8 protein-coding genes, 18 tRNA genes, 2 rRNA genes and 1 pseudogene (1 of these 29 running past the window's edge) are annotated in these 12,144 nt (G+C 44.7%); 26 read left to right on the forward strand and 3 right to left on the reverse strand.

What is annotated here, in order from left to right; translation table 11 throughout:
- The 21 genes and pseudogenes from AZE41_RS03775 to AZE41_RS03875 form a co-directional block, all read left to right on the forward strand.
- Positions 1-1,777: ribosomal RNA gene (locus AZE41_RS03775) — 23S ribosomal RNA — on the forward strand; it begins 1,154 nt to the left of the window's first position.
- 146 nt (positions 1,778-1,923) lie between these two features.
- Positions 1,924-2,039, forward strand: a 5S ribosomal RNA gene (rrf, locus tag AZE41_RS03780).
- 44 nt (positions 2,040-2,083) lie between these two features.
- A tRNA-Asn gene (locus AZE41_RS03785) sits at positions 2,084-2,158 on the forward strand.
- 4 nt (positions 2,159-2,162) lie between these two features.
- Positions 2,163-2,254 (forward strand) — tRNA-Ser (locus AZE41_RS03790).
- A gap of 23 nt (positions 2,255-2,277) precedes the next feature.
- Positions 2,278-2,352, forward strand: a tRNA-Glu gene (locus tag AZE41_RS03795).
- A gap of 165 nt (positions 2,353-2,517) precedes the next feature.
- A tRNA-Val gene (locus tag AZE41_RS03800) sits at positions 2,518-2,593 on the forward strand.
- Positions 2,594-2,661: 68 nt separating this feature from the next.
- A tRNA-Met gene (locus AZE41_RS03805) sits at positions 2,662-2,736 on the forward strand.
- Between the two features lie 81 nt (positions 2,737-2,817).
- Positions 2,818-2,892 (forward strand) — tRNA-Met (locus AZE41_RS03810).
- 3 nt (positions 2,893-2,895) lie between these two features.
- A tRNA-Asp gene (locus tag AZE41_RS03815) sits at positions 2,896-2,971 on the forward strand.
- A 59-nt stretch (positions 2,972-3,030) separates the two neighbouring features.
- Positions 3,031-3,106: transfer RNA gene (locus AZE41_RS03820), tRNA-Phe, on the forward strand.
- Between the two features lie 13 nt (positions 3,107-3,119).
- Positions 3,120-3,195: transfer RNA gene (locus tag AZE41_RS03825), tRNA-Thr, on the forward strand.
- A 13-nt stretch (positions 3,196-3,208) separates the two neighbouring features.
- Positions 3,209-3,293: transfer RNA gene (locus AZE41_RS03830), tRNA-Tyr, on the forward strand.
- 5 nt (positions 3,294-3,298) lie between these two features.
- Positions 3,299-3,372 (forward strand) — tRNA-Trp (locus AZE41_RS03835).
- A gap of 27 nt (positions 3,373-3,399) precedes the next feature.
- Positions 3,400-3,475, forward strand: a tRNA-His gene (locus tag AZE41_RS03840).
- A gap of 36 nt (positions 3,476-3,511) precedes the next feature.
- A tRNA-His gene (locus AZE41_RS03845) sits at positions 3,512-3,587 on the forward strand.
- A gap of 34 nt (positions 3,588-3,621) precedes the next feature.
- Positions 3,622-3,697: transfer RNA gene (locus AZE41_RS03850), tRNA-His, on the forward strand.
- 10 nt (positions 3,698-3,707) lie between these two features.
- Positions 3,708-3,779, forward strand: a tRNA-Gln gene (locus AZE41_RS03855).
- Positions 3,780-3,783: 4 nt separating this feature from the next.
- A tRNA-Gly gene (locus AZE41_RS03860) sits at positions 3,784-3,858 on the forward strand.
- A gap of 8 nt (positions 3,859-3,866) precedes the next feature.
- A tRNA-Cys gene (locus AZE41_RS03865) sits at positions 3,867-3,940 on the forward strand.
- A gap of 41 nt (positions 3,941-3,981) precedes the next feature.
- A tRNA-Leu gene (locus tag AZE41_RS03870) sits at positions 3,982-4,062 on the forward strand.
- A 178-nt stretch (positions 4,063-4,240) separates the two neighbouring features.
- Positions 4,241-4,692, forward strand: a pseudogene (locus AZE41_RS03875) (SRPBCC family protein).
- A 333-nt stretch (positions 4,693-5,025) separates the two neighbouring features.
- On the opposite strand, the gene AZE41_RS03880 reads toward AZE41_RS03875, so the two are convergent.
- Positions 5,026-5,541, reverse strand: coding sequence for a hypothetical protein (locus AZE41_RS03880; protein ID WP_156475953.1), 516 nt, complete (start codon positions 5,539-5,541; stop codon positions 5,026-5,028).
- Between the two features lie 29 nt (positions 5,542-5,570).
- Positions 5,571-6,263 (reverse strand): B3/B4 domain-containing protein, encoded by a 693-nt coding sequence (locus AZE41_RS03885; RefSeq protein WP_067205854.1) that lies wholly within the window; start codon positions 6,261-6,263, stop codon positions 5,571-5,573.
- Between the two features lie 56 nt (positions 6,264-6,319).
- Between AZE41_RS03885 and queG the strand changes: the two genes are divergently transcribed.
- From queG to AZE41_RS03900, 3 genes are all read left to right on the forward strand, one after another.
- The gene (gene queG, locus AZE41_RS03890) at positions 6,320-7,459 is read left to right on the forward strand and encodes a tRNA epoxyqueuosine(34) reductase QueG (protein ID WP_067205856.1); all 1,140 of its coding nucleotides are present in this window, start codon (positions 6,320-6,322) and stop codon (positions 7,457-7,459) included.
- Positions 7,460-7,576: 117 nt separating this feature from the next.
- Positions 7,577-8,050, forward strand: coding sequence for a tRNA (uridine(34)/cytosine(34)/5-carboxymethylaminomethyluridine(34)-2'-O)-methyltransferase TrmL (gene trmL / locus AZE41_RS03895; RefSeq protein ID WP_067205859.1), 474 nt, complete (start codon positions 7,577-7,579; stop codon positions 8,048-8,050).
- Positions 8,051-8,375: 325 nt separating this feature from the next.
- On the forward strand, positions 8,376-8,669 hold the full coding sequence (locus AZE41_RS03900; RefSeq protein ID WP_067205862.1) for a hypothetical protein: 294 nt from the start codon (positions 8,376-8,378) through the stop codon (positions 8,667-8,669).
- A gap of 48 nt (positions 8,670-8,717) precedes the next feature.
- Here AZE41_RS03900 and AZE41_RS03905 read toward each other — a convergent pair whose 3' ends face one another.
- Complete coding sequence (locus AZE41_RS03905) at positions 8,718-10,019, reverse strand: NCS2 family permease (RefSeq protein WP_067205864.1); 1,302 nt, start codon at positions 10,017-10,019, stop codon at positions 8,718-8,720.
- 156 nt (positions 10,020-10,175) lie between these two features.
- On the opposite strand from AZE41_RS03905, the gene AZE41_RS03910 reads away from it, so the two are divergent.
- A complete protein-coding gene (locus AZE41_RS03910) occupies positions 10,176-11,000 on the forward strand; it encodes an aldo/keto reductase (protein ID WP_067205867.1) in 825 nt (274 codons plus the stop codon).
- 136 nt (positions 11,001-11,136) lie between these two features.
- Positions 11,137-12,072, forward strand: coding sequence for a methyl-accepting chemotaxis protein (locus AZE41_RS03915; protein ID WP_067205870.1), 936 nt, complete (start codon positions 11,137-11,139; stop codon positions 12,070-12,072).
- Positions 12,073-12,144 lie beyond the last annotated feature (72 nt).

Consider the following 12,144-nt stretch of genomic DNA (forward strand, 5'->3'; position numbering starts at 1 on the left):
CGAGTGGCGCTGCGCCGAAAATGTACCGGGGCTAAACGAATCACCGAAACTGTGGATTGACATCTTAGATGTCAGTGGTAGGAGAGCGTTCCAAGGGCGTCGAAGCTAGACCGTAAGGACTGGTGGAGCGCTTGGAAGTGAGAATGCCGGTATGAGTAGCGAAAGAAGGGTGAGAATCCCTTCCACCGAATGCCCAAGGTTTCCTGAGGAAGGCTCGTCCGCTCAGGGTTAGTCAGGACCTAAGTTGAGGCCGAAAGGCGTAGACGATGGACAACAGGTTGATATTCCTGTACCACCTCCCCGCCGTTTGAGCAATGGGGTGACGCAGTAGGATAGGGTGAGCGCGCTGTTGGTTATGCGCGTCTAAGCAGTGAGGTGTGGAATGAGGCAAATCCCGTTCCTATAACATTGAGCTGTTACAGCAAGGGGATTTATCCCTGAGTCCCTGATTTCACGCTGCCAAGAAAAGCCTCTAGCGAGGCGGGAGGTGCCTGTACCGTAAACCGACACAGGTAGGCGAGGAGAGAATCCTAAGGTGATCGAGAGAACTCTCGTTAAGGAACTCGGCAAAATGACCCCGTAACTTCGGGAGAAGGGGTGCTCTGGTAGGGTGTTAAAGCCCGAGAGAGCCGCAGTGAATAGGCCCAGGCGACTGTTTAGCAAAAACACAGGTCTCTGCAAAACCGCAAGGTGAAGTATAGGGGCTGACGCCTGCCCGGTGCTGGAAGGTTAAGAGGAGAGGTCAGCGCAAGCGAAGCTTCGAATTGAAGCCCCAGTAAACGGCGGCCGTAACTATAACGGTCCTAAGGTAGCGAAATTCCTTGTCGGGTAAGTTCCGACCCGCACGAAAGGCGTAACGATCTGGGCACTGTCTCAACGAGAGACTCGGTGAAATTATAATACCTGTGAAGATGCAGGTTACCCGCGACAGGACGGAAAGACCCCGTGGAGCTTTACTGTAACCTGATATTGAATTCCGGTGCAGCCTGTACAGGATAGGTAGGAGCCTTGGATTCCGGAGCGCTAGCTTCGGATGAGGCGTTGGTGGGATACTACCCTGGCTGTATTGGACTTCTAACCCATGCCCCTTATCGGGGCAGGAGACAGTGTCAGGCGGGCAGTTTGACTGGGGCGGTCGCCTCCTAAAGAGTAACGGAGGCGCCCAAAGGTTCCCTCAGAATGGTTGGACATCATTCGTAGAGTGCAAAGGCATAAGGGAGCTTGACTGCGAGACCTACAAGTCGAGCAGGGTCGAAAGACGGGCTTAGTGATCCGGTGGTTCCGCATGGAAGGGCCATCGCTCAACGGATAAAAGCTACCCGGGGATAACAGGCTTATCTCCCCCAAGAGTCCACATCGACGGGGAGGTTTGGCACCTCGATGTCGGCTCATCGCATCCTGGGGCTGTAGTCGGTCCCAAGGGTTGGGCTGTTCGCCCATTAAAGCGGTACGCGAGCTGGGTTCAGAACGTCGTGAGACAGTTCGGTCCCTATCCGTCGCGGGCGCAGGAAATTTGAGAGGAGCTGTCCTTAGTACGAGAGGACCGGGATGGACATACCTCTGGTGTACCAGTTGTCTTGCCAAAGGCATCGCTGGGTAGCTATGTATGGACGGGATAAATGCTGAAAGCATCTAAGCATGAAGCCCCCCTCGAGATGAGATTTCCCATTACGCAAGTAAGTAAGATCCCTCAAAGAAGATGAGGTTGATAGGTCTGGGGTGGAAGCACGGCGACGTGTGGAGCTGACGGATACTAATCGATCGAGGACTTAACCAATTTTGAAAAGGCCTTGATTACCCTGATTCTGTGTAGCACAATGTCTGTTTTATTCAGTTTTGAGCGAACAAAATTAATTATTTTGTAAAAACGCTTGCAAGTAACAACAAGACATGATATAATTAATCTTGTCTTGTGGAAAATAGTTCAGTGACGATTGCGAAGAGGTCACACCCGTTCCCATACCGAACACGGAAGTTAAGCTCTTCAGCGCCGATGGTAGTTGGGGGTTTCCCCCTGTGAGAGTAGGACGTCGCTGGTCTGTTAGTCCAAAAGAAGATACTTAATGTATGTTCTTAATATTATTCCGCAGTAGCTCAGTGGTAGAGCAATCGGCTGTTAACCGATCGGTCGTAGGTTCGAGTCCTACCTGCGGAGCCATTTAGGAGAGCTGTCCGAGTGGCCGAAGGAGCATGATTGGAAATCATGTAAGCGGCTAACGCTGTTTCAAGGGTTCAAATCCCTTGCTCTCCGCCAGATTCATATAAATGATAAATTAAGGCCCCTTGGTCAAGCGGTTAAGACACCGCCCTTTCACGGCGGTATCACGGGTTCGAATCCCGTAGGGGTCACCATAACTTTTTAGAAATTCATCATTAAGCACGTAGACTTTAATTCAGTAATTCGAGCATAGCACACTCTCGTTAAAATTGGGAGAAGGAAGGAGCGTACATTAGTACGTGACTGACTGAGCGAATGAAGCTGACAAAGAGATGCGCCGCTTATCGCAATTTTACCCAGGAGGATTAGCTCAGCTGGGAGAGCACCTGCCTTACAAGCAGGGGGTCGGCGGTTCGAGCCCGTCATCCTCCACCATTAAGTTTTTTAAGCAGATTCACCGCTTAAAGAAACTTACATATATTTAATTATATAAATACTATTGTCGCGGGGTGGAGAAGTGGTATCTCGTCGGGCTCATAACCCGAAGGTCGCAGGTTCAAATCCTGCCCCCGCAACCAAATTTTATCATGATACAGCAGATCATATAGCTGACATGTAAATCATTAGCTCTTTATCAAATGAATACATTATATTGTTGTCGCGGGGTGGAGAAGTGGTATCTCGTCGGGCTCATAACCCGAAGGTCGCAGGTTCAAATCCTGCCCCCGCAACCAAATGGTCCCGTGGTGTAGCGGTTAACATGCCTGCCTGTCACGCAGGAGATCGCCGGTTCGATCCCGGTCGGGACCGCCATTTTTATTTTTCTTATAAGGTTTAGAATAAGCTAATATCTTAATGTAAACCAAATATGTGGCTCAGTAGCTCAGTCGGTAGAGCAAAGGACTGAAAATCCTTGTGTCGGCGGTTCGATTCCGTCCTGAGCCACCATTTTAATATTTGTGCCGGAGTAGCTCAACTGGTAGAGCAACTGACTTGTAATCAGTAGGTTGAGGGTTCAAGTCCTTTCTCCGGCACCATTTACACCTATATGGTGGGGTAGCGAAGTGGCTAAACGCGGCGGACTGTAAATCCGCTCCCTACGGGTTCGGCGGTTCGAATCCGCCCCCCACCACCAGTTTTAGGGGCATAGTTTAACGGTAGAATAGAGGTCTCCAAAACCTTTGATGTGGGTTCGATTCCTACTGCCCCTGCCATTTTTTTTAGTATAATCTAATATTATGGCGATTGTGGTGAAGTGGTTAACACATCGGATTGTGGTTCCGACACTCGAGGGTTCGATTCCCTTCAGTCGCCCCATTTATCTATCCAATTAAAACAAACTTATATATCATGGCGATTGTGGTGAAGTGGTTAACACATCGGATTGTGGTTCCGACATTCGAGGGTTCGATTCCCTTCAGTCGCCCCATTTTATATTCAATTAAAACAAACTAGATATCATGGCGATTGTGGTGAAGTGGTTAACACATCGGATTGTGGTTCCGACACTCGAGGGTTCGATTCCCTTCAGTCGCCCCATTTATCTTTTTGGGGTATAGCCAAGCGGTAAGGCAACGGACTTTGACTCCGTCACTCGTTGGTTCGAATCCAGCTACCCCAGTTTCGCGGAAGTAGTTCAGTGGTAGAATACGACCTTGCCAAGGTCGGGGTCGCGGGTTCGAATCCCGTCTTCCGCTCCATCATCTACGGCGGCATAGCCAAGCGGTAAGGCATGGGTCTGCAACACCCTTACCACCGGTTCGATTCCGGTTGCCGCCTCCAATTTTCTTATGTATCGTTGTTCGTAAACTAAATAGTGTTATGCCCGAGTGGTGGAATGGCAGACACGTCGCACTCAAAATGCGATGCCGTAAGGCGTGCCGGTTCAAGTCCGGCCTCGGGTATCAGATGAAAAACACAACTTCGGTTGTGTTTTTTTGTGTTTAATTTCTACTATATAAGTTGACTTAACTGAGTGAACGTGGGCTTTGGCTACCCCTAGCACTTTAAAGAATTCAATGTAATTTAATTCTTTATTTCAATATATATTTAGATAAAAGAATAGAGAGTAGGGGAAACATTATGCCATTAATTGAACACCAGGAGTTCATTAAGCCTCGGTAGAACGTTGCTTTGATCTTGCCCGAGACGTGGATATTCATACCCGTACAACAGAGGGGACGAAAGAGAAGGCTGTCGGTGGGGTGACAACAGGTTTATTGCTGGCCGGGGATATTGTTACATGGGAGGCCGTTCATTTCGGTATAAGACAAAGACTAACTGCCAAAGTAACGGTGATGGATATACCGTATATGTTTGAAGACATAATGGTGAAAGGAGCATTCCAATCTTTTCACCATATTCATGAGTTTATTGAGAAGGATAATGGCACTCTGATGATTGACAGATTTCAATATAGATCACCCTGTGGAGTGATTGGTGTTATTGCGGATAAGTTGTTTTTGGAAAGCTATATGAGAAACTTTATTGTGAGTCGAGCAAGAGCTCTGAAGCATATTGCAGAAAATGAGTAAGAGGCATTTCATCAGGAAAAGTCGACATGATAAACTTGGTGGCACAAGTTTTCTAGAGAGTGGAACCTGGACGTTACTAATCGATTGTGAGAAAACACAGCGCTTCAAAAATGGGTAGTAAACAAAATCGCTCCTTACCGCCGAAGCGTAAGGAGCGATTTTCATAGAGGGGATCCGATGACACTAGTTTGGGTTGTCCATTGCAATTGCCTTGGTTGGTCATTGGAGATTGGTCACAAAGTAAATGGTGACAGGTTATTGGTTTGCCTGCAATTTAAATTGGATTGATCCCTACTCTATGCCCTGGAGAGGAGTCTCACCTTTCCAAGGGCATTAAAAGTACTTCGTATCATCAAATTTCAAGACAATCGAATAGTTTTTTGCATTAATAGAATTAGATAACTTATGTGCATCCTTTTCTGCTTGCAATGATTTCACCCGATAATCCTCAGGATCGAATAAAGCAACACGGTATACGACCGTACCTTCAGAGTAGCCGTATTGAATCTCTTCTTTTTCTGCCATAGAGAGTTCTTTGTAAAAGCGGGCTTTTGCACGCAATTGTATGGCAAGTTCAATCGCTTCGACAATCGCAAGTTGTTGCCCTTGGAACTCGATTTCATTATCGATATTGGCACGATACATGAGACGGTCGAGCACTCGACTATCTAAACGGACTTCATCCAATTCTGTTTCTACGATTTTAAGGCTACGTGGTCCTTGATCAGGGGTGTTGCCTTTTTCTACATTCGTAAAGGCTACGCGTCTCATTTCATCTTCAAGCTCATGAATTCGTTTTGTTAAAACACTTTTTAATTTTACAGCTTCAGCGAGTGTTATGTTGCTCACTTGTTCATTCCCCCCATTTAGAAACATTGTCAGTCAACTATAATGGAAGTTTGTCCCTCGTGCAAAACATATGAACGAACATCTCCACCACTAAGACTAGTAAACATGTTCCCACATGCTGTTGTCAGTTCAAACGCTTCAGTAGCATCCATGGACGGGCGTAGGAAGAAGATATGTAACGCGTCTGTCGTATCTTCTGTTACAGCGCTACGTATAGAATCGACATATGGACTACCGAATGGGCTATAATCATCTTTTAACAGTAGAATGTTTTGTAATGAATTAAAACGACCATTCAATCCATCATATCCATCCTCTTCTGTCCCTGAAGTAACGACTATATCGCCGACAATTTTTTCGAGGTCATAGATGCCTACTGGAATTTCGTGCTGCAAGGAAAAGAAGTTATTCAAGTCGACAGCATTGTGGAATGGATCGATGTAGTTTTGCTTCTTAATCCGGCGCATAAGTGCTTCTGTAGAATGACGGTATCGATTAGGGTCTGCGCCAAGTGCTTTCCACACAGTACGCCATTCTTTAATGCCAGGGAATTCGGGGACGGACTTGTTCTCCAGCTCAAAGAAAAGTTGCTCTTGGAATAATTGCAATTTTCCTTTTAGCATTTGAGGCGATTCTGACACTGTAATTTTGGTATAATGGTTAATGCCCAATTTTAATCCGGGTACGGCACCTAAAAGCTTCATATCCATTTCAATAATCAATGACTTCACCCTTTATATAGTTTAATTCAATAGTAGCATAGTGGAGGCGATACAGTGTGAATGCTGTTCAGTTGCAACAGTCAGTGAGGGACTATGCGGAGTCAATCGGCATCGACAAAATTGGTTTTACAACAGCTGCACCATTTCGTGAGTTGAAAAACCGCTTGAAGCGGCAGCAAGAACTAGGCTATCAGTCGGGTTTTGAAGAAAAGGATTTAGATAAACGGACAGAACCTGCTCTTTTGCTTGATCAAGCAGAAAGCATTATTGCAATTGCTGTAGCTTATCCATCCAAAATGGCAGATTCTCCGAGAGGAAAAAAAGGCGAGCGCCGGGGTATTTTTTGCCGTGCATCATGGGGAACAGATTATCATACAGTCCTTCGTGAAAAGCTGAGCCTGCTTGAGGAATTTATACTAGAACATGCACCTAAAGCAAAGGTTCGCTCGATGGTAGATACGGGTGAGCTTGCAGACCGCGCTGTTGCAGAACGGGCGGGGATTGGCTGGTCGGCAAAAAACTGTTCAATAATTACGCCGGAATTCGGTTCGTATGTGTACCTGGGTGAAATGATTACCAATATCCCTTTTGCGCCGGACGTTCCAATGGAAGATGAATGTGGGGATTGCACACTTTGTCTTGATGTATGTCCAACCGGTGCATTGATTCAGGGTGGTCAATTAAATGCGCAGCGTTGCATTGCTTTCCTTACACAGTCGAAAAAGCCAATCCCGGAAGAATTTCGTGCGGAGTTTGGTAATCGGATATACGGGTGTGATACATGTCAAACGGTATGTCCGAAAAATAAAGGAAAGCATAATTTGCATCAGCAAGCATTCCAACCGGACCCTGAACTGGCGAAGCCACTTCTTCAGCCTGTGCTCAGGTTGTCGAATCGAGAATTTAAAGAGAAATTTGGACATGTATCAGGATCTTGGCGCGGAAAAAATCCGATTCAGCGAAATGCAATTATTGCACTCGCACATTTTAAGGAGGAGTCTGCGGTACCTGAATTGATCAGTATGTTAGAGAACGATCCAAGGCCCGTCATTCGTGGTACGATTGCATGGGCACTTGGTCGAATTGGTTTGGAAGAAGGATATGTAGCGATTAAGGAAGCATTATCGAAAGAGGAAGATCCGGAAGTGCGTGCTGAATTAGAAAAGGCAGCGGATACTTATATACTGAAGAAATGAATGCCTATATAAACTAAACGAAGGCTCCTTACAAGAGGCAGCAGAAGTAAATTCAATGGGGTTCTATATTTCAACAAATCTATAGTAAGAAAAAGTTTAATTGGAGGAATCACTGAGATGGCCATACACGTAGCGTTATTTGAACCACAAATCCCTGCAAACACAGGGAACATTGCAAGGACATGCGCAGGAACAGGAGCGAAACTTCATCTTGTGAAACCGCTTGGGTTTTCGACGGACGACAAAATGTTGAAACGTGCGGGGCTCGATTACTGGGAGCACGTCGATATTACATATCATGAAGGAATTCGTGAGCTATTCGCGGCGAATCCCGATGCTGTTTTTTACTTTTTGACAAAACACGGTGAAAGGACTCATACTGCATTCGATTATTCTGATGGAGCAACAGATATATTTTTCGTCTTCGGTAAAGAGACGAGCGGACTTCCTGAAGAAATTTTAGAGGAGAATAAAGAACGGTGTCTACGAATCCCGATGAACGACAACATTCGGTCGCTTAATTTATCGAACACGGCGGCGATACTTATATATGAAGCGCTTAGGCAACAATCTTATCCAGGATTGGTATAAAAAAAACGGGGCAGCCTGAAGGCATGTCCCGTTTTACTTATTGTTATTTTTTTAGGCCAGGTATCTTAACCTTGCCCGGTTTATCATCGTATCCGCCTGTGAAAATTGCAGATAGGAATGCAAAGCAAACACCTATAATTAGAATTACTGTCATGATAGGTACCTCCTGTAAATTCATTAGTAGCTTCGTTAAGTATACCCTATTTTAAATGGAATTGAAACGACCGTCAGGAAAAATTGTGACAGAGCCAAGAAAAATGAAACTTTTTGTCGGCTTGTCCGTATATAACATAACGACTTAAATAATATGGAGGTAGAATATAGTATGAAAAATTACTCGACAGGAATGAAATGGATCACGGCAATTGCAGAAGGTTTTCTTGCAATTCCAATCATTGGAGGAGTTTTTGTTATCAGCTCCGGATATTCAGTGCTGGGTGTCATGTTCGTTTTACATGCAATTACGTTACTGCTTTCAATTCGGGACATGCAGGGTAAGGCAGCACCCATCCTAGGTCTCGTAACGAGCATAGTGAGTGCTATTCCGTTCATTGGCTGGTTCATGCACCTACTAACTGCAGGAGCGCTCGTAATGTCAGCTATCACTTCTAGACGCTAAATCAATATGTAAAAAATACCCTTCCGAATACTAACGGAAGGGTATTTTTTAATGTGGTAAATAGAGCAGCTGATAGGTGAACAGTACTGCGAAAATATATAACAGGATAGGAACTTGTTTTCCTTTCCCTTTCACAACTTTCAATAGCGGGTATGTGATGAAACCAAGAGCGATTCCTGTCGCAATGCTCGATGTGAGTGGCATTGTTAGAATAACGAGGAATGCTGGGAATGCTTCATCGAATGAATCCCAATCAATATCTTTCACTGCGCCAATCATCAAGCTTCCGACGATAATCAAAGCAGGAGCTGTGATTGCAGATACACCAGACAATGTACTGACGAGTGGACCGAAAAATGCCGCGACAAGGAAGAGGATAGAGACAGTCAGTGATGTCAATCCTGTCCGGCCACCTACTGCAACACCAGATGAAGATTCGATGTACGCCGTTGTTGGGCTCGTACCGAACATCGATCCGAATGTTGTTGCAACAGAATCTGCAAGTAATGCATGACGTGCACGTGGCAGCTTATTGCCTTTCATAAGGCCAGCCTGTTTTGCAACGCCAATCATCGTGCCGGTGGTATCGAACAAGGTAACGATGAGAAAGGCAAAAACCACCCCATACAAACCATGTGAAATGACGTCACCGAATGCAGTAATCGGATTCCAAACAAGAATCCCTTCCGGCAATTGAGGCATTTTCCATAAGGCACCTTCAAATTTGAGCTGACCCGTAAAGACTGCGACAATTCCGGTTAGAACCATTCCAATGAAAATCGAACCATAGATATTCAAAGTCATAAGAATAACCGTCACGAGAAGGCCGAACAAAGCGAGTAGAACGGGCGGAGACGTAAGGTCGCCAAGCTTAACAAGGTTCGCCTCATGTGGAGCGACGAGTCCAGAAAGACGCAAGCCGATAAAGGCGATGAATAACCCTATCCCAGCTGTAATCCCGAGCTTCAGACTCTCAGGAATTGATTCAATTAATTTTTCACGGAAAGAAGTCAAGGACAACAGAACAAATATTAATCCAGCTATGAATACTGCAGAAAAAGCAGTCATGTAGTCGAGTTGACCATCAGATGCGAGAACAACCGATGTAAAATAAGCATTCAATCCCATTCCTGGTGCAATTGCAATTGGATAATTGGCGAAAAGTGCCATCCAAAGTGTACCGATAACCGCAGCGATAATTGTCGCAATGAATACTTGCTCGAATGGTACGCCGGCGTCAGCGAGAATAATCGGATTGACGATGACAATATAGGCCATTGTCAAAAAAGTTGTCATACCTGCCAATACTTCCGTTTTCACAGTGGTATTATGTTTTTTTAAATGAAACAATGTAAATCTCCTTTCAGAATACGAACGAAATGAAGTACATTTACAATAATATTCGTTTTTACGTTAAAATTCAACTCTGAAATGCAATCAGGTAATTCGTAATATTCGAATGCCGCTTGTACAATTAAAGAATAAGTTTCGAAAGGGGAAATTCAAATGACAAAACGATTCAACGGAACACTTGAGCTAGCAAATGGTGTGAAAATGCCACAATTAGGACTTGGCGTCTATAAGATGACGGATCCGGGTCAGACTGTCGAAGCAATTACATACGCAATAGAAACAGGATATCGCGCAATTGACACAGCGGCAATCTATGAGAATGAAAGGGAAACGGGGGAAGCGGTCCGTCACTCTGGTGTTCCAAGGGAAGAGCTGTTCATCACATCGAAGGTATGGAATACTGATCAGGGCTATGACGGGACACTCCGCGCATTCGAGACTTCATTGAAGAAACTAGGCTTAGATTATTTGGATCTATATTTGACACATTGGCCTGTGTCAGAAAAATATGTCGACACTTATAAAGCGATTGAACGGTTGTATGACGAAAAACTGATCCGTACAACAGGTGTCTCCAATCATCATGCCCATCATCTTGAAAAAATCCTTGTAAAAGCAAATGTTGCGCCAATGGTGAACCAGATTGAACTCCATCCGTATCTAACACAGGAACCGCTCCGTGCGTTTTGCGAAGAGAATGGAATTGCTGTGACGTCTTGGTCACCGCTTGCACGTGGGAAGCTACTTGCAGAACCAACGCTTCTTACTATCGGCGAACAGTACGGTAAAACACCTGCGCAAGTTATTATCAGATGGCATTTGCAAAATAATCTCATCGTTATTCCAAAGTCGGTGACACCTGAACGTATAAGTGAAAATAATGAAGTTGCCGATTTTGAACTGTCATCTGAAGAAATGGCATCGATTAACGCACTTAATCGCGATGAGCGGACGGGAACCAATCCGGATTCATACTAATTTCATTAGCGTGCATGATATGTGTCATAAGTCTTAATGCTATTCATAGTATTGCAACTTTTAGCACAAATACTACATTCAAAATGAGGTATTTTATGGTATGATGAAAAAAAGGGTGTAGGAGGAATTGATTACCATGTTCAGAAGCAAGAAAAAGGGTATCGAGGATGATCGTCTTCAACTAGAAATTGACCGTTTGAAGTTGGCGTATTCAGATAAAGAACAACAGGATCAAGGACGTTTAACTGACTTAAAAAGCGAGTTGAATGCTGCTGTCAATCAGCATGAGAAAGTAAATGCGCAACATAACGTATTAGGAGAAGCAGTTAGTCAGATTGAGACAAGGTTTGAAAACGTGGGTGAACTAAGCGAAAGAACTTCGGAAAAGTCACAGGACTTGTTTGAAAAGGGCCGTTCACTTGAAGAACAATCTCATAGCATGGTTAAAGAAGCATCAGAAGGAACGAAAGAGGTTAAGGCGACAGCCGATGTAATCAAAGATTTGGGAATCCAAATTCAAGCTTCTGAACAGAACATGACAAACTTAAGCGCTAGATCAGTTGAGATACAGTCAATTGTCGGCGTCATTGAAGATATTGCAGCGCAAACGAATTTGCTTGCATTGAATGCGTCAATCGAGGCGGCACGGGCTGGAGAATCCGGAAAAGGGTTCGCGGTCGTTGCCCAAGAAGTAAGGAAACTTGCAGAAAGCACGTCGGATAGTACGGCAAACATCCAAACATTAACTTCTTCACTTCGCAATGAAATCGAGCAAGCGCTTGCCGCTACAAGGAAAAGTGCTGAGCTCGTTGAAAAAGGAGTCGAAGTAAGTTTGGCAACTGCATTAAAAATTGAAAGCATCCTAAGCACGATTGAGGTAAGCCAAGGTGACATTGGTGCTATTCAAGAAATGATTGAAGAACAGAAAAAACTGTCCGAAGAAGTGAAACATGAACTTCACGGTGCGAAAAGTTTATTCTCACAAGCACATAATCTAATTGTGGAACATATTGAAGATGCAAAAGAAGTTGATGAGCGTCTTGAGAATGGAATCCGTCAACTAGCGTTTTAATTTGATTCTGCAGGAGCGAACTTAAGGGTACCTAGACTAAAATTGCCGCGTTCTGAGGATGTCACAAACTAA

Source organism: Sporosarcina psychrophila (genome assembly GCF_001590685.1).
GTDB lineage: Bacteria > Bacillota > Bacilli > Bacillales_A > Planococcaceae > Sporosarcina > Sporosarcina psychrophila.